The organism is Pseudomonas sp. FW305-E2, from assembly GCF_058782925.1.
Window position 1 is genome coordinate 323,196 of record NZ_JBYSYE010000001.1, and the last position, 17,240, is coordinate 340,435.

Annotated in this window: 16 protein-coding genes, 1 tRNA gene and 2 pseudogenes; 8 read left to right on the forward strand and 11 right to left on the reverse strand. The window is 53.9% G+C overall.

Features of this window, described 5'->3' with window-relative positions; genetic code table 11:
• The first annotated feature begins 313 nt into the window (after positions 1-313).
• Complete coding sequence (locus AC3WLP_RS01725; RefSeq protein ID WP_012051850.1) at positions 314-640, forward strand: con-10 family general stress protein; 327 nt, start codon at positions 314-316, stop codon at positions 638-640.
• Positions 641-809: 169 nt separating this feature from the next.
• Here AC3WLP_RS01725 and AC3WLP_RS01730 read toward each other — a convergent pair whose 3' ends face one another.
• Positions 810-1,082: a PepSY domain-containing protein gene (locus AC3WLP_RS01730; RefSeq protein ID WP_012051849.1), complete on the reverse strand. Its 273-nt coding sequence runs from the start codon at positions 1,080-1,082 to the stop codon at positions 810-812.
• Positions 1,083-1,372: 290 nt separating this feature from the next.
• Here AC3WLP_RS01730 and AC3WLP_RS01735 point away from each other — a divergent pair, with 290 nt between their 5' ends.
• A complete protein-coding gene (locus tag AC3WLP_RS01735) occupies positions 1,373-2,359 on the forward strand; it encodes a LysR family transcriptional regulator (protein WP_178085881.1) in 987 nt (328 codons plus the stop codon).
• Positions 2,360-2,378: 19 nt separating this feature from the next.
• On the opposite strand, the gene AC3WLP_RS01740 is transcribed toward AC3WLP_RS01735, so the two are convergent.
• Positions 2,379-2,840, reverse strand: a complete 462-nt coding sequence (locus AC3WLP_RS01740) for a RidA family protein (protein ID WP_012051847.1) — start codon at positions 2,838-2,840, stop codon at positions 2,379-2,381.
• 207 nt (positions 2,841-3,047) lie between these two features.
• Here AC3WLP_RS01740 and AC3WLP_RS01745 point away from each other — a divergent pair, with 207 nt between their 5' ends.
• The 3 genes and pseudogenes from AC3WLP_RS01745 to AC3WLP_RS01755 all read left to right on the forward strand — a co-directional run.
• A complete protein-coding gene (locus tag AC3WLP_RS01745; RefSeq protein WP_064491897.1) occupies positions 3,048-3,734 on the forward strand; it encodes a hydrolase in 687 nt (228 codons plus the stop codon).
• A gap of 165 nt (positions 3,735-3,899) precedes the next feature.
• Positions 3,900-4,082 carry a helix-turn-helix transcriptional regulator gene (locus AC3WLP_RS01750; RefSeq protein ID WP_371919674.1) on the forward strand — a complete coding sequence of 61 codons (183 nt, stop codon included), beginning with the start codon at positions 3,900-3,902 and terminating at the stop codon, positions 4,080-4,082.
• 35 nt (positions 4,083-4,117) lie between these two features.
• Positions 4,118-4,535: pseudogene (locus AC3WLP_RS01755) on the forward strand (IS21 family transposase); the annotation flags it as partial.
• On the opposite strand, the gene gpmI reads toward AC3WLP_RS01755, so the two are convergent.
• The 7 genes from gpmI to AC3WLP_RS01790 all read right to left on the reverse strand — a co-directional run bounded on the left by gpmI (position 4,515) and on the right by AC3WLP_RS01790 (position 13,401).
• Positions 4,515-6,044, reverse strand: a complete 1,530-nt coding sequence (gene gpmI, locus AC3WLP_RS01760) for a 2,3-bisphosphoglycerate-independent phosphoglycerate mutase (protein ID WP_088512482.1) — start codon at positions 6,042-6,044, stop codon at positions 4,515-4,517. The pseudogene AC3WLP_RS01755 and the gene gpmI overlap by 21 nt on opposite strands.
• Before the next feature lie 108 nt (positions 6,045-6,152).
• The gene (eno, locus tag AC3WLP_RS01765; protein ID WP_088512552.1) at positions 6,153-7,421 is read right to left on the reverse strand and encodes a phosphopyruvate hydratase; all 1,269 of its coding nucleotides are present in this window, start codon (positions 7,419-7,421) and stop codon (positions 6,153-6,155) included.
• Positions 7,414-7,587: a hypothetical protein gene (locus AC3WLP_RS01770; protein WP_014755978.1), complete on the reverse strand. Its 174-nt coding sequence runs from the start codon at positions 7,585-7,587 to the stop codon at positions 7,414-7,416. The genes eno and AC3WLP_RS01770 overlap by 8 nt, the downstream gene beginning before the upstream one ends.
• Positions 7,588-7,748: 161 nt before the next feature.
• Positions 7,749-9,185 carry a pyruvate kinase gene (gene pyk / locus AC3WLP_RS01775; RefSeq protein ID WP_088512483.1) on the reverse strand — a complete coding sequence of 479 codons (1,437 nt, stop codon included), beginning with the start codon at positions 9,183-9,185 and terminating at the stop codon, positions 7,749-7,751.
• A gap of 139 nt (positions 9,186-9,324) precedes the next feature.
• Positions 9,325-10,668: an MFS transporter gene (locus AC3WLP_RS01780; RefSeq protein WP_012051838.1), complete on the reverse strand. Its 1,344-nt coding sequence runs from the start codon at positions 10,666-10,668 to the stop codon at positions 9,325-9,327.
• Positions 10,669-10,728: 60 nt separating this feature from the next.
• Positions 10,729-12,120 carry a four-carbon acid sugar kinase family protein gene (locus AC3WLP_RS01785; RefSeq protein WP_088512484.1) on the reverse strand — a complete coding sequence of 464 codons (1,392 nt, stop codon included), beginning with the start codon at positions 12,118-12,120 and terminating at the stop codon, positions 10,729-10,731.
• A 3-nt stretch (positions 12,121-12,123) separates the two neighbouring features.
• A complete protein-coding gene (locus tag AC3WLP_RS01790) occupies positions 12,124-13,401 on the reverse strand; it encodes a ribulose-bisphosphate carboxylase large subunit family protein (RefSeq protein WP_088512485.1) in 1,278 nt (425 codons plus the stop codon).
• A 178-nt stretch (positions 13,402-13,579) separates the two neighbouring features.
• On the opposite strand from AC3WLP_RS01790, the gene AC3WLP_RS01795 reads away from it, so the two are divergent.
• Positions 13,580-14,458 (forward strand): LysR substrate-binding domain-containing protein, encoded by an 879-nt coding sequence (locus tag AC3WLP_RS01795; RefSeq protein ID WP_012051835.1) that lies wholly within the window; start codon positions 13,580-13,582, stop codon positions 14,456-14,458.
• Between the two features lie 35 nt (positions 14,459-14,493).
• On the opposite strand, the gene AC3WLP_RS01800 is transcribed toward AC3WLP_RS01795, so the two are convergent.
• Positions 14,494-15,261 (reverse strand): SDR family NAD(P)-dependent oxidoreductase, encoded by a 768-nt coding sequence (locus tag AC3WLP_RS01800; RefSeq protein WP_012051834.1) that lies wholly within the window; start codon positions 15,259-15,261, stop codon positions 14,494-14,496.
• Between the two features lie 379 nt (positions 15,262-15,640).
• On the opposite strand from AC3WLP_RS01800, the pseudogene AC3WLP_RS01805 reads away from it, so the two are divergent.
• Positions 15,641-16,007, forward strand: a pseudogene (locus AC3WLP_RS01805) (transposase); the annotation flags it as partial.
• Between the two features lie 253 nt (positions 16,008-16,260).
• Here AC3WLP_RS01805 and AC3WLP_RS01810 read toward each other — a convergent pair.
• A tRNA-Ser gene (locus AC3WLP_RS01810) sits at positions 16,261-16,348 on the reverse strand.
• A 133-nt stretch (positions 16,349-16,481) separates the two neighbouring features.
• Here AC3WLP_RS01810 and AC3WLP_RS01815 point away from each other — a divergent pair.
• Positions 16,482-17,153 (forward strand): Bax inhibitor-1/YccA family protein, encoded by a 672-nt coding sequence (locus AC3WLP_RS01815; protein WP_003251184.1) that lies wholly within the window; start codon positions 16,482-16,484, stop codon positions 17,151-17,153.
• Positions 17,154-17,240: the final 87 nt, after the last annotated feature.

The following is a 17,240-nucleotide window of genomic DNA, read 5'->3' on the forward strand; positions in this document are numbered from 1 at the left end:
TTGAACAAAAAGGCCATCCTCACGTGCCGAAGGTGTGGCGCAATTGCCAATTATGGCGATCTGATGCAGGCAGAAGGCAGACGGCTCATCGCCGACATCCGGCAGCGTCTGGCACTCTTGGAAGTTATCTAGCCGCGCTCAGATAGCCACACCTACCTATACCATTGCAACGATCTTTATCACACGATACGTTGCGCTTTACGATCTTTCGCGCCCCCGGTCAGCTCGCACGAAAGTAAAGGAAGCATCCCGCACTCTCCCGGCATCCGAAGAAAACACAGGCTCTCTGTGTGAACACACGAGGTGCGAGATCATGGCTAACGATCAAGACAAGGCTGGTCAGCAAGGCGGCACCGCTCAAAACAACCCTGGCAATTTTGCCAATGATCCACAACGGGCGTCTGAAGCCGGCCAGAAAGGTGGTCAAATGTCCGGAGGGAGACCTGAGAATCAGCAAACGGGGCATGGCAGCGGCAGTAACCTTCAGGAAGACGATCCTCAGCGTGCCGGTGGTGCAACCCAACGGGGTGGCCAAGGAGGCCATTCCACCGGCATTAAATCTGACCGGGAGGAAAGTATGGACGATGAGTCGCAAGCGATTCAGGACGAAGACAGCGGAATGACGGAAGACAACCGCTGAGCAAATAGCCAGGGAGAGGGATAACCCTGGCTTCCCCAATATCTTCGAAGCCACCATTCAAGAATGACGGAATGACCGGCTAACGAAACAGTACAGTTTTCCCAGTTGATAGGCGAAAAAAAGCCCGCGCACAAATCGCGGGCCGATCAGAGAGCAACAACCGCCCTGATTAGTTATCCAGCTCGTCCTTGATGATCTTGCCGTCGTGCGGATCGACCTGAAACTCGTACTGCTTGCCGTCAGCTTTCATACCTTCGCCCTCCCAATGACCATCATCGGCCTCGATCTTGGTGATCTGCGTGTAGCCGGCGCCTTTTAAGGTAGCTTCGGCCTGATCCTTGGTTACTTTCCAATCTGCTCCAGGCTGATCCGCCCATGCTGCAGTGCTTGCCATTGCGGCGACCATGGCGAAGCCTGTGAACAGTCGAGTCATCGCTTTCATCGTTAACATCCTTTTTCGTGACAGTTATCGTTCCGACCCTCACGCTGATCTCGCCGTTCAGTTTGAGTGCGGGTCGACACCGAAACTGAGGTCTCTTCATGGAGCTCCGGCAGACAAGCAGTCGGGTGAGGCTTCATAAATCGTTGGATCGAGTGACTCGAGCTATCCCCGCGTGATAGTGCTTGCCCGCCTAGCAGCCGGCATTCTTCTGCCCATTAACCAGGCACGCCTTCTAACCCCACCTTGGTTGGCCAAGCTCCTTCTCGTATCATCAGCCCTCCCCACCTGGAATGATTGTCGTGAAGCCGTCACCTGGAAGTGCCCAGTCCATCCCTGCGAATGCCAACGGCCCGAAGTGGGATGTCGGCGAAGCTGTCAGCCAACTTTCCTGGGACGACTTGCGGATCATTAAAACGCTAAGTGACTGTAGCAACCGCTCCGCCACGGCCAAGAAGCTCGGCATCAATGTGTCCACCGTCTCGCGCCGGGTCGCGCAAGTTGAGAAGACGCTTGGGGTCGCGCTTTTCGATCATCGCAAGGCGGGGTATCTGCTGACCGCCGAAGGCGTCGAGCTGCGTGCACTGGCCGAGCGCGTTGAGCTGGACATCGTCAGTGTCACCCGCAGGGTGTCCCGCGCCGGCCAAGGCCCCCTGGGAAAGCTGCGAATCACTACCAGCGACTCGCTGCTGCTGTACTTTCTCACGCCGATCATCGCGGACTTCAAAGCCCTCAATGAGGGGATTACCATCGAGGTGTTGGTCGGCAACCAGACGTTGAGTTTGGCGAGGGACGAGTCGGATATTGCGGTGCGCGCGACCAAAAAACCGACGGACACCCTCGTGGGCCGCAAGCTCGCCAACATCGCGTGGGCGGCATATGGCAGCGTCAAGCAGGCGGCGATTACCGATCCCTTCGCTGAGGGTCAGGCATGGGTATCCTACTCGGGAGGCCTGTGCGGTTTGAAGGCAACGAGCTACGTCGAATGTCGAGTGCCCTCGGAGCATATTGCTTACCGCACTGATTCCGTGGCGGCAGCAAGTGCCGCTATTGCGGCGGGCCTCGGTTTTGGTTTCCTCCCCTGCATGCTGGGCGACATCACCCCAGGTTTGGTTCGAGCCGGCCCAGTGGTGCAGGAGCTTCAGGATGAGTTATGGCTGCTCACCCACCAGGACATCAGAAAGTCCTGGCGGGTAAAAGCATTCATGACGTTCTGCGCGGCTGCCGTGGCGGACCTTAAACCTCTGGTCGAAGGTCAGCAGGCCATCCCTGCTTCCTAGTTGAAATCGGAGGCGCCGTTTATTTGGCTTGGGCGCCGATCACAGCACGACACACGATCTCGATCAGCTGGGGGCGCTGTGCAAGCCGCGATACACCGATGATATTACTGGCCGCCTGCGGTCGCTCGGTGCCATAGGCCGCCTTGCGCACCTTGCCGACTACGGCAAAGGCTGCGTCCATGTCCAACACATACAGCGTCTCCTCAACGACATCCTGCATCGTAGCGCCATACAAGGCCAACAGCTTGGCGATGTTGTTGTAGGAAACCCGCATCTGTTCGCCCATTGACGAGAAATCGCTCGGACGACCGTCAGCATCCAGTGGCGCCGGCGCTACCAGGTTGCCCTCTTCGTCATGGTTGAACTGCCCCGAGATGAAGATCTCGTTGCCAACTCGCCGCGCTTGCGGATAGCCGTAGCCCTCTTCCCATGAAACGCCCCAGTAGGCGGTGTCGTCGTTGAAAGGTCGTGAAGCAGCCATTGGATTCTCCTTGGCGAAAAATGGATCGACGTGATCCGACTGGCCGAGATCCTAGCACCGGATTGGACGTCATCTATGGTGCATTAATGCGCCTGCAAGAGCGCAAATGTGCGTCACCATTTCGCTGAGTGTTTCGCTATCTTGTGCTGGCACTCGGCGACATCCCGCCGAAAAACTCTCGCCACCGTTCAGCAAAAGGGAAGAACAATGAGCAAGCCATACACTGAAGTACTGACCCCGCTCAACAGCCAACTGATCTTCATCGATCAGCAACCGCAAATGGCTTTTGGCGTGCAGAGCATTGACCGGCAGACGCTGAAGAACAACACCGTGGGCCTGGCCAAAGCAGCCAGGATCTTTAATGTTCCCACCATCTTCACCACAGTCGAAACCGAGAGCTTCTCCGGGCATACCTACCCCGAGCTGCTCGCGGTCTTCCCTGACGCTCCGCTGCTCGAACGCACGTCCATGAACTCCTGGGACGACCAGAAGGTACGTGACGCGCTGAAGAAGAATGGTCGAAACAAGATCATCGTTTCGGGCCTGTGGACTGAAGTCTGCAACACCACCTTCGCGCTATCCGCCATGCACGATGCAGGCTATGAGATCTATATGGTTGCCGACGCTTCCGGGGGCACGACCAAGGAGGCTCACGACTACGCCATGCAGCGCATGATCCAGGCGGGCGTGGTACCAGTTACCTGGCAGCAGGTGCTACTGGAGTGGCAGCGCGACTGGAAAAACCGCGACACCTACGATGCGGTCATGGAACTGGTCAAAGAGCATTCGGGTGCCTACGGCATGGGCGTCGACTACGCCTACACCATGGTGCACAAAGCGCCAGAGCGCGTTCAGCACGGCCCAACCCTGGCCCCCGTGCCCGCATCGGTCTGATGCCTGATCAGCCCCAAAGTTGGTTCCTGATCAACAAGCGGGGCTAGCTCGAGCTGATCCGAGCTACCAATCGTTACGGAGTGTTCTGAAGCGCCAGACGAGGCTTCAGCGAATCGTGCTGCCCGGATCAAGCCATCTACAGATTTTTCAGAGTGAATTGATCCCATGAACAGTACTAAAGGCATCGTTATAGCCACCGTCGCGATTCGGTCGACTGGGCGGCTCAAACCCTGGCAGGTCACAACGGCCAAGCAGATGATATTGGATCATCTGGATACCGGCATATCGGTCACCGCGCTTGCTGCAGCATGCGGGCTGTCGCGCAGCCATTTTTCGCCTTTGGCATGATAGGAACGGACCAAATGATGCTGCCCCCAAGCACTTTTCATAGCATCGAAGCGTTGAATGCCTGGCTTGCCCAGCGCTATCGGCGTTATGGCACGAGGTGATCCATCTGCAGTACAACGGTCTCAGCGTCGCAGAAGTCCTGGACTGGGGTCAGCAGTCGGCGCCATCCCTCTCGGATCGTCATGATTGCCGATGATGGTGTGATTGCCAGCCATGGACCCATCGCAGGCCTGAGTGCTGTCCTCGCAGCGGTAAAGCCAGTTTTGGCGTCTGGCAGCCTGAGCGCTGAACCCATCCCGAATGTCATGGTCCGTCTGACAGGCCGTGAAGCACCATCCTCAGTCGAAACCCACCTGCAACTGAACGTACCCTGTTGCCGATACTGCGCACTATGACCGGTTGCGTAGCACGGATGAGCAGGTAAAGGATGCATTATTGACTAATGGACTTTAATAACGAAACACCCGTCATCTCTTTGGGCTGCGGAAGATCTAGGATATCTAGAATGGTTGGAGCGATATCACACAGCCGCCCATTACTTAGGCCGAATTTCTTCCCACCGGAAATGTAGATGAGAGGTACGGCATTAAGAGTATGGGCAGTATGAACTTGTCCAGACTCCGGATCCCACATCTGCTCAACGTTGCCGTGATCTGCAGTTATCAGGCAATTGCCACCCGACACAAGCACTGCGTCTACAACACGCCGCAGGCATTGATCGACGGCCTCCACAGCTTTTACAGCAGCTTCAAAAACACCACTATGACCAACCATGTCCCCATTTGCATAATTACATACAATCAAGTCATGATTGGCGCTTAAGATTTCTGCGACTAAATTATCCGTCAATTCAAAGGCACTCATCTCGGGCTGAAGATCGTAGGACTTCACCAGCGGAGATTTAACAAGAATCCTTTTTTCCAATGAGAATGGCTCTTCCTGCCCCCCATTAAAGAAAAACGTAACGTGGGCATACTTTTCTGTTTCGGCAATTCTAAGTTGAGACCTTCCCAGCCGGGCCATGTACTCACCCAGACTATTCCTAATAGGCTCTGGCGGAAAAGCACACAATACATCAAATTCTTCTGCGTAGCGCGTCATAGTGAGCATCTGCTCTTTGCCTATGACAAAAGGTCTCTTGAACTCAGAAAAATTATAGTCAGTGAGCGCTTTACACATTTGACGAGATCGGTCAGGCCTAAAATTTAATAGTATGACTGCATCGTTTCCACTAATTATAACAGGGCTGCCAATCGATGTTGCCTGGACAAACTCATCGCTTTCGCCACGTGCATAGGCTTCTTGAAGAGCCTCCAGCGCAGTTTCATAGTGAAACTTGCTTTGCCCTTGAACAATTAACCTGTAGGCCGCCTCTACCCGACTCCAGCGGTTATCGCGATCCATCGCATAGTAACGCCCTACTAACGACGCGATCCTACCTCCGCCATTGTTGGCCAATTCAAGCTCAAGGGCAGAAATAGATTCTGAAGCGCTTTTGGGTGGGGTATCTCGCCCATCAAGGAACGCATGAACATAGCACTGTTCGATACCATTCGCCGCAACCAAACTGGCTGCTGCAACAAAATGATCCAAGTGACTATGAACACCGCCAGGTGACAATAAGCCAAGCAGATGAATTGAACCACCTCGTTGCCTTGTACGTTTCAAAACCTCTAGAAAAGCATCGTTCTCATAGAATGAGCCATCTTCGATACTTTTGTTGATCCGCGAAAAATTTTGATAAACGATCCGGCCCGCTCCGAGGTTCATATGACCGACCTCGGAATTTCCCATTTGACCATCAGGAAGCCCTACAGCCATACCGGACGTCGCAATCTCACTGCAAGGGTAATTTTCGAAAAGGTAGTCCAGGGTCGGAGTGTTGGCAGCAGCTACTGCATTGGCTTCCTGCTGAGACCTCAGTCCAATTCCATCCAAAACAATTAGAGTGCAGGTTGTCATATGAGAACCTCTGAATGATATTCCTGGCGCGCACGACTCATACATCTACTTAGAGCTAAACCGTGTGCGCAATGGTCAGTCGGCATCTACGAGGATCGTCCCAGCACCTTAGGACGCCTGGCCTTCAAGAGCCTCTTCAATACGAAGCAAGCGGTTGTACTTCCCAACACGATCTGAACGACACAGCGAGCCGGTTTTGATCTGCCCGGCGTTAGTCGCTACGGCCAAATCGGCAATCGTTGTATCCTCCGTTTCCCCGGATCGATGGGAAATCACAGCAGCATAACCAGCCTCTTGCGCCATACGTATGGCATCAAACGTCTCACTTAGAGTTCCGATTTGATTAAGTTTAATCAAAATGGAATTGGCAACTCCTTGCTCAATACCCCTGCGCAGAATTTTTGGATTAGTGACGAAAAGATCATCCCCCACCAGTTGAACCTTCTGGCCCAGCTGAGCGGTTAAGTATGCCCATCCATCCCAATCACTCTCATCCAGACCATCTTCGATAGAAGCAATCGGATATTTGCTACAGAGATCAGCTAAATAGTCAACAAACTGCTCGGAAGTCAGAGACCTCCCCTCACCTGCCAACTTGTATTTACCCTCGTTGTAAAACTCGGAAGCCGCGCAATCTAATGCTAACGTTACGTCTCGCCCTAACTCGTAGCCTGCGCGACTAACAGCTTCAGCAATAACAACGAGCGCTTCTTCATTCGAGGCCAAGGAGGGGGCGAAGCCACCCTCATCACCAACAGAGGTACTTAGGCCACGCTCTGAAAGCACGGCCTTCAAGGTATGAAATATTTCAGCGCCAATTCGCAAACCCTCTCTAAAATTCGGAGCTGAAACTGGCTGAATCATGAACTCTTGGATGTCGATATTATTATCCGCATGCTCACCACCGTTGAGGATATTCATCATCGGCACAGGCATAGAGTAAGTGGGGTTCGCACTGAATAGTTTCGCAAGGTGTTCGTACAATGGAATACCTTGGGATGCTGCGGCAGCTTTAGCCGTGGCCAAAGAAACAGCGAGAATTGCGTTAGCACCAAGAATAGATTTCGAGTCCGTACCATCAAGAGAGATCATCGCTTGATCAATGACGCGCTGATCCAGTGCGTCCAGGCCTAGAATGCGCTCGTGAATCGCGACATTCACATTTTCGACGGCACGCATTACGCCTTTTCCCTTGTAACGCCATGAGCCATCACGCAATTCAAGGGCTTCACGGGAGCCGGTGGAAGCGCCTGACGGTACGCTTGCCTCACCTGTTACTCCACAACCTAAAGTAACCACAGCCTCTACGGTAGGGTTGCCTCGAGAGTCCAAGATCTCGCGAGCGAAGACTTTCTTGATGCGAGTGAACTCACTCATCACTACTTTCCTCCCATTGCGATGCACATCCAGCATATTGATAATTAGCGTCCAGCAACTCTTGTTGTTCGGCAAACTCAGCTCGAATATCAAAATCGCGTGGCCAGTCATTAGGCTTCAAATCTTGATCCAAACCAGACTCAAAAATTTTCTGTTGAACAACCATTTGGAAGCTCCCTGACAATAGCGACCATACCCCGGAGCTACACCTAGGTGAGTACCGATTGCGTGGCACCGCCGTATATATCCGACAAGGATTAGAGGCAGATCCTTATAAGCATCAAAGCTGATGCATCCGCCTCTAGAATTATTTAAATTAACTGAGAGTTAGACTTGGAGGATTTTCATGCCGTTCGTACCACCCACCACATTGTAACTGTCACCCTTAGTGAGAATGATCCAGTCTCCAGGCTGTACCAAATCACGCTTCAGCAATTCGCCGATGGCGGCCTCGCTTACTGTCTCAGAGGGCAGTGAGGCAGGATCAAACGCTATTGGATAAACACCACGGAACAGCGAGGAGCGAGCCTGGGTAGCGCGATGAGGCGAAAGCGCATAGATCGGCACATGAGAACGAAGCCGAGACATAATCAAGGGTGTGAAGCCACTCTCTGTGAGCGAGATGATTGCCTTAACACCAGGAAAGTGGTTCGCTGTGTAGAGTGCGGCCAGCGCAATGCTTTCGTCACAACGCCCAAAGGTCGTATGCAATCGATGACTAGACTTTACATTGGTTGGATGCTTTTCAGCACCGCTGCAAATACGAGCCATGGCACGTACTGCCTCGATGGGGTATGCCCCGGCAGCGCTTTCAGCGGACAGCATTACGGCGTCAGTATTGTCGAGTACCGCATTGGCCACATCTGACACTTCAGCGCGGGTAGGCATCGGACTGGAGATCATCGACTCCATCATCTGGGTCGCAACGATCACCGCTTTATTGTTACGCCGGGCATGCAGAATGATCTTCTTTTGGATAGCGATTAGCTCCGCATCTCCAATCTCCACACCAAGATCTCCCCGAGCGACCATGACCGCATCACTCGCTGCGATCAGCTCATCGAGCGTCTGATCATCGGCAACAGCCTCTGCTCGTTCGATTTTCGACACCAGCCAGGCTGTCCCTCCTGACTCGTCACGCAGCTTGCGGGCGTACTCCATATCCTTGGCATCCCGAGGGAATGAAACGGCCAAATAGTCGAGATCCATTTGGGCAGCGAGTTTGATATCAGCTTTGTCTTTTTCGGTAAGGGCAGGAGCAGTGAGCCCGCCCCCCTTGCGGTTGATCCCCTTGTGATCTGACAGAGGCCCGCCCACAGTGACGATGCAATGTAAGGCTTCGGGCGTAGTTGACTCAACACGCATAACCAAGCGCCCATCATCAAGCAGTAGCTCGTCACCGACACCACAGTCCTTCACTAGGTCAGGGTAATCAATCCCTACAACCTGCTCATTGCCTGACATGAGGGGATGGCTCGTGGAGAACGAAAAGGTATCGCCAACCTTCAACTCGATCCGTTTGTTAGTGAATTTCGCAATACGAATTTTAGGGCCCTGCAAATCGCCCAACAAAGCCACGTGCCTACCGTGTTTGGCAGCGATCTCACGAATCAAGCGAGCGCGAGTAATGTGCTCACTTGGAGTGCCATGAGAAAAATTCAAACGCGCTACATCTAGCCCGGCCAAGATCAGCGCTTCAATGACTTGCGGCGAATTACTAGCAGGGCCTAGAGTTGCAACAATTTTGGTTCTACGGATGGTCATACCGATACCTTCCAGGGACGAGGATTCTCTCATCTCACTGAGTAAGTTCGAAAAGTTATGCTGGCTGAGCACTCAGCAATACAAGGTGGGATTTACAGCCGAGACTGCGTGCCCCCGGGGAGGCACGCAAATGCCAGGGTCACTCGTCGACGATGTCCACGTCTTTTGTCTCAGCAGACAGGTAGACACAGAGTCCAGAGAACGCCGCGAGAGCTATCGTGAGCATCGAGATCGCGTAAGGCGTACCGTAATGGCTGAGGAGGAATGCCCCTACAATTGGAGCAGTACCACCGCCTACAATTCCACCAACGTTAGTAGACATCGCGAAACCAGTGAAGCGAGCGCTAGGCCCGAAAGCTTCGCCAGTGAACGATGGCACTGCACCGTATACCAAGCCATATCCGGTCATGAACAGGCATGATCCAGCGACCATCGGCCAGAACTCGCCGGTTGAAAAGAGGTGCCAGAAAGGAAAGGCGGCAAGTGCCGTCACGACAAAACCAATCAGCATCATGGTACGGCGGCCAATACGATCTGCCATCGCCCCTGCAAAAGGTACAACTACCAGGTGAGTACAAATTGCTACCATTGCGACTGACAGCACGAATGCATTAGACAGGCCTAGCTCTCGCTGGCCATAGCTCAGGGCAAATACGGTGAAGAGGTAGAAAGTCGAGAAATGGCAGATGTTGGCGCCTGCAACCAACATCAGTTGCTTAGGATAGCGAGTGAACAAGCGAAGCGCTGGTGATTGCGAGTCGCCAGGCGTGGCAGCCCTCTTCTCAGCAGTCTTTTCGAACACTGGAGACTCGGGGACTTTGGAGCGGACAAACACCCCTACTATCAGCAACGCAAGGCTGGCGATGAAAGGAATACGCCATCCCCAAGCGGTGAAATCCTCTTTAGACAGCAAGGCACTGACGATCAAAAGCATGCCAGCTGACGCGATGAAACCAAAGACTGGGCCGATGTTATTGATCGCCGCATAGAATCCCCTCCTTCTTCTTGGGGCATGCTCTAAGAGCATCAGCACAGCGCCACTGTACTCACCCGCAAAAGCGAAGCCTTGGATGAAGCGGAGCACGCAGAGCATGATAGGTGCCCAAATGCCAATGCTGGCATAGGTAGGCAAAAGACCAATACCTACAGTGCTCAAGCCCATAATGATGAGCGTGAGGTACAGCAGCTTTTTACGGCCAATCCTGTCCCCGAAATGACCAAGTACAAGCGACCCTAGTGGACGCGCCACGAAAGAAATTGCGAATGACGCAAGAGAGGCCAGTCGGGAAACTGTTTCGTCAGTCCCTGGAAAAAACAGAGGCCCAAAAATAAGGGCAGCTGCGGTGCCATAAAGGTAGAGGTCGTAGGTCTCTAATGCTGTTCCGAACAGGCTTCCGGCCACAACATTTTTCATGGATTTCTTCTCGTCATGATCCATGTGATCGAGGTCACTTTCGACAGGGCTCGATATAGAGGTATGCATGGTTTCACCTTTTGTTATTGTAGATATGCAAGTATTTTCTTGCTGAAAGACCCTCAGAGATTATTCAAGACCTCTGAGTGCTTTGACGAAATAATCACGATCTCCCATCTGCCCACCTTTGAGAGCAATCTCCACATCCTTTAGGTACGACTCGCGAGAGTGCATTTGGCACAAAGGAGCGCCGGGAGAAATATCAGACTTGATAACCAGAGCATCGGGTGCAAGCACTTTGGTTACTTGGCTCGATGTGTCGCCGCCCGAAACCACCAATCTTTTCAACGGGAATGCCTTAAGGATTTCAAGCGCAACTTGACCCACTTCCATTGCTAGCTGCTTCCCACCCTGAACCCTCGCCTCATCACGAGGCAGGCCTTTTTGCAGCATTGCCTCGATCATCTGCTCGATCCGAGAATCGCATGGGCCTTTGGCAGTGTGAATCAGAACCGACCGCCCCTCTTCCAGGTGGGATACAGCGGCCATGACCACATCTCGTATTGCGGCACTTTTTCGGGACTCAGTAATCAATGCGGCAGCATCGACTTCAAGCTCTACAAACCCGTAATCAATTGCCGTTTCAATCTGGGACTGACTCAACGGCGAAGCACTGCCTGAGATAACCAGTACCTGGTCTGCAGGTTTCAGAGGTACGGCCAGCGACGCTCGTGGCGGAAACACCCCAGCGGTACGCCAATATTGTGTGAGGCCGTACTCCACGCCGGAAGAACCGACGACGAAGACTGGAGCTGCGCCTGATGAAAGCTCGGTCAATACTTGGCCAGCGGTGGTCATATGAGAGTCGTCGGTACCATCAAACAGCACTGCATCATGCTGCTGTGTCATCTCGTCGACTAATCGGCTGAGCTCTGCAGTCTTTTCGAGCTGGCGAATATCGACTTTGCCAATCGACAAGCTCTTTTGCTTGCCGATATGGATACTCAAGTCCGCTTCATGCATCGGGGTAATCGGGTGGGCACTCATGATAGGGTGCCGGTCAATCCTGTGAACCTTGTGATCTGTCTTGGACAAGGCATAGAGGTTGCCGAAAACGCAGTAGCGGCCCAATGCGGGATTGCCTGCAATGATCGGGATCCCTTTGACATCATAGATGCGAGATGCCAGCTCAATGACGTGCCCAATGCTGCCCACGGAGTCGGCACTGTCAAAAGTCGAGCAAACCTTGTAGTGAATCAACGCTGGCGATAGACGTTTGATGCCCTCAAAAATCCCGGGCAACACCGCATCCATCTCGCCATTGGACAAAGCACGGCTATCACCAGCGATGCCGATGGCGTCAAATTCGCCGAGTTCCGCCAGGCGTTCTGGGGTCGGAGGAGCGAGGAACAGGGCACATTTAAGTCCAGCAGCCGTCAGAACCTCTAGAGCATCGGTCGAGCCAGTGAAGTCATCACCATAAAAGACCAACGGCAGCTTGGTAACGTGATGGGAGGTCATGACTTATTTGCCTCCAAACTTCTGAAGGGCCGCTGACAGGGCTGGCCTACCCTCTGCGTAACGCTCAAGAGGCACATGCTGTACAGCAGCTTCCCAGCCTTCACGCATGCTTTGAACGCCTGCTTCGATCCCCATCGGATGACCGATGATGCCGCCGCCAGCGAGGTGCATCAGGTCAACAGATTGAAGCCTGTTGAAAAGCTCAGGCGCCTGGCCCGCCCATTGACCGGAGGAGAAGACAGGCATCAAGGGGCGCATGCCGGCAAATGGAGCAAGGCAACTCTTGGCAGAGGAGATTACGGAGTCGTCCGCCTCATAGAACTTGCCTTGAATACCATTAACGTGCAGATGGTCGATCCCGGCCAGCCGCCAGATCTTCTGATACACCTCGAATGAGAAACCTAGCTGGGGATAACGAGTCAGAGCTCCCCAGCCATTACGATGACCATGAATAGGCAACTGGGCATGCTTTCGAATGTGCTCAACCGCCGAATGCCCAACCCAATTCAGGCAAAGCATCACGCAGGTACCACCCGCCTCAAGCACTGCATCTTGGCGGCGCATCATCTCGTCGATGCTGCCCGAGATGTTGATAGCGTACATAGGCATGCGTCCGAGGCGATCTGCATGCTTGTGAAGCACAGGCATCACAGCACCGAGACGGGCATCGAACGAAGCGTAGGTAGGATCGATAAGCAACTCATCATCCTTGATGAAATCGATACCTCCGGCGCAGAGCTCATCGACCACAGAAGCTGTCTGCTCTGGAGTAAGGCCGATACTCGGCTTGACGATGGTTCCAATGATAGGTCGGTCATGAACACCGGCTAGCGCCCTGGTGCCTTCAATTCCGAATTGAGGGCCAATGAATCCCGATGCGAACCGCTCGGGAAGCTCCAGATCCAGCACCCTCAGCCCGCTCACCTCGCCAATCTCAAAGAGATTGCCGGCAATGGTGGTGAGCAACGCTGGGATATTCGTTCCGATATTGGCTGTAGGGAACGCGATTGTGACCTCACCTCGATGGTAGGTCTCAGAGGGATTGTGGCGAGCCAGGTAGTCGCTGTGCAGAGAAGGGCTGGAAACGGATGGCAGCGGCTCGATAGCTACGACACGAGCACGAGAGCGTTCTTTAAGCTCCGCCGATTCGCCAGGAAGTGAGAGGAAGGTACCGCTGGATTGCTCCCCTGCGATTACCTCGCTAACCCGTTCAATCGGGTAGCTGCTCTCTACAAAAAATCGGGCAGTAAACTCCTCTCGCCCGGCCTTGTGATCGACCATGATGGGTGCCTCAAATCTATTTGTTATTGTGAATCTGCCCGAAATGCCCAAGGCAGTTTCAAATCAATATACATTGACCCTGTATCAATCCAACCGATATGATTTCCTTCGATCGTGAGAAAAACTCACACTAGAATTCTAGCTATGGCCGAGGCTTCGGTCTTACGGAGGTGCGTATATGACGTCGCCAGTCAGGCCTTCGCTCAATGCCCTACGAGCGTTTGAAATGATCGCGCGCAAAGGATCGTTCAGCGATGCAGCGGATGCTCTGTGCGTGACTCACGGGGCTATCAGCCGTCATGTTCGAAGCCTGGAAGACGCCCTAGGTGTAATTTTGCTGACCCGAAATGCACATGGCACCAAACTCACTCCAGAGGGAGCACGCCTCGCCTCAGGCTTGGCCAGGGCTTTTGCCTTGATACAAGAAAGCATTGATGAAGTTCGCCCTCGCCCGCTTGAGCTCTCCTGCTCGGCGTCGATCATGATGCATTGGCTGCTACCTCGACTCGCCAAGCTCCACAGCAGCTTTCCCACCATGGAATTAGGCTTGAAAACGGGTCACGGCCCCATTGATTTCGCCCACGAAGGCGTCAGCGTAGCGATACGCCTCGACAGCATCGAACCACCTCCAGGGATCGAGCCGATACCCTTAACCAACGAATGGGTAGGTGCGATCTGTTCGCCTGCTTATCTGGCTGCGTCCGGCGTCACAGAGGTGAGCGATTTAACCAAGGAACGCTTGCTAACCACAAAAACCCGTCCCCACGCGTGGAAGGACTGGTATGCGTCTATTGAGCAAGAACCTGGTGAGCTGCTTGAGATGGAGTTTTTCGAGCACTTCTATTTACTCATTCAGGCAGCCAAGCTCGGCTTGGGGTTCGCCTGTGTCCCACGCATGCTGGTGGAGGCAGAGCTTGAGAGTGGCGCCTTGTTGGCCCCGTTTGGCTTTGCACAAGGGGCGGCAAAGTTGGTTCTGTGGGTTTCACCCAATGCAAGGCTACGCCCCGATACAGCAGATTTGGAAAAGTGGATAAAAAAAGAGATGGCGCAAAGCTAGACAAGCGCCCGCTTGGGCGCTTGCAATAGTGCCGATTACAGGTCGCCTGCGCCCCAGGCCAGGAACCCGCCATCCACAGGCAGCACAACACCATTCACGTAAGCGGCTACGTCAGATGCCAGATAGCTAACTGCGCCGGCAATTTCTTGAGTCGTTCCGTAGCGCTTAGCCGGAATAGCATTGCTATAAGCCTGGCGGAAGGTGTCGCTGTGCAACTCCTTGGTCATCGGGGTATCGACCGGGCCCGGCGCAATAGCGTTAGCAGTGATCCCGTATTCGCTGAGTTCCACAGCCATCTGCCGGGTCAACGCAATGACTGCACCTTTAGAGGTACCGTAAGCGGTTCGCCCCTTACCCACGGCACGCATACCAGCGACCGACGCGATGTTGATGATTCTGCCGAACCCATTTTTCCGCATGATTTGAGCGGCGAGTTGGCAGCACATGAACGTGCCAGTGACGTTGATGTGCATGGTCTTGTTGAAAACGTCTAGATCAAACTCCAGGAACGGCATGGTCTTGGCGATGCCTGCGGAATTCACCAGCACATCGCATCTGCCGAACTCGCTATCGATCCAAGAAAATGCATCTCTTACAGACTCCACCGAGGCTACATCTACCTGGCACGCGTCAGCTGTGAAGCCCTCCGCACGGAGCTGTCGCGAAAATTGCTCAGCCGCGTCGACGTTGATGTCACAAATGACGACATGATGCCCGTCCTTTGCCAGTGAAACGGCAGCTTCAGCACCGATACCCATCGCACCGCCTGTAACCACGGCGATTTTCTTGTCTGCGTACTTCATCGAAACCCTCTCTTGTTATGATCGCCAAAGGCTTATTGGATGGCTGAAGGCTAGAGCTGCCAGGGGGCTTTGCGCAATGGATAAAAACTCGTGCTTAGGAGAGGAAACCTCACACAAGCCAGCGTGAGCAACTGCACCAACTGAAGCCCCATACTAGGGTGGCATACCGAGGGGTCTTCACAGCAAATAAATAGTGACTACGTTAAACACATAAAACTTTTAACTTCTATATGTCCACCAGAGGAAATAGCCGGGTGCTCGACAACCACTGAATTCACAACAGAGGTGAAATGTATGGGTGATGTCAAAATTTCCGCCATCCTTCCATCACATAAATATTTACGAGTAGCGACACCTGCCCGCCACAGAGAGGTGCCTGATGACCAAGCAACGCCGCACCTTCACATCCGCATTTCAGCGCGAAGCCGCCCGCTTGGTGCTCGACCAGGCTACAACATCGAGGCGGCGCGGTGGCTTGGACTGGCTGAGTCAGCCTTGCCCAGGTGGATCGCCCAGCCTCTGCGGGAACGTGGCGGTGTTACACCGACCAGTGAAGCGCTGACGCCTGAGCAGCAAAAACCCAGGAACTGGTAGCGCGGATCATTTGGCAGGCGCAGGAGAAATCGATCCTAAAGAGCTACCGAGCGCTTGATGGCCGAGGAGCAGGAGCGCGCGCGTTAATCGATCAACTCTGCTGCGAAGCGCCGGTTGACCTGTTGTGCTCGCTTTTTGACATGAGCGCATCGCCTGCCCAGCAGGATATCGGCTGATTCCTGAATCAACGGCACATCTTGAAACGGCCGCATCAGCTCAACGACGGGTTACCGCCTGCGATCGCCGAGGACAAACCTTGCGCAGGGCTCAGGATCACTTGGCCACTACCAGCAGCTCGCACACAGCATGCGGAAATGATCAAAGAAATGCGGGCGCGATCCGTATGACATAGAAAATCGGAGCCCCAAAAACGCAAAAAGCCCTGACTAATCAGGGCTTTGAATATGGCGGAAGCGTAGAGATTCGAACTCTAGGATAGTTGCCCATCGACGGTTTTCAAGACCGTTGCCTTAAACCACTCGGCCACGCTTCCAGCTCGTTTTGCGGCCGCCATAATACCTTAATGAAACACGCTGTCAAACTCTCTGTGTCGCGGGTTGCAGGAGCAATGGTAGACTCCTAGCATCTGAACGTCCGAAACCACAGGTTTACCAAGGAGTGTCGCCATGCGCGAACAGGATTATGCCGTCCACCACGGCCAGCAGGTCGAGCAGCAGGAGATCAGCAAGGTCCTGCGCAACACGTACAGCCTGCTGGCGCTTACTCTCGCCTTCAGCGGTGTCATGGCTTTCGTTGCCCAGCAGATGCGCGTCGGCTACCCGAACGTGTTCGTGGTGCTGATCGGCTTCTACGGGCTGTTCTTCCTTACCAACAAACTGCGTGATTCGGCCTGGGGCCTGGTGTCCACCTTCGCGCTCACCGGTTTCATGGGCTTCATCCTCGGCCCGATCCTCAACCGTTACCTGGGCATGGCCGGTGGCGCCGAGGTAGTGAGCTCCGCGTTCGCCATGACTGCGCTGGTATTTGGTGGTCTGTCGGCCTACGTGCTGATCACCCGCAAGGACATGAGCTTCCTCAGCGGCTTCATCACTGCAGGTTTCTTCGTTCTGCTGGGTGCTGTCGTTGCCAGCTTCTTCTTCCAGATCAGCGGCCTGCAACTGGCAATCAGCGCTGGCTTCGTGCTGTTCTCGTCGGTCTGCATCCTGTTCCAGACCAGCGCGATCATTCACGGTGGTGAGCGTAACTACATCATGGCGACCATCAGCCTGTATGTGTCGATCTACAACCTGTTTGTCAGCCTGCTGCAGTTGTTTGGCATCATGGGTCGTGATGACTGATTGATTGCTGTGCCGCAACAAGCCCGCTTAGGCGGGCTTTTTTGTAGGCGCTGGAAATGGGGCGGGCTGCGGGATGTTCGTCGGAAG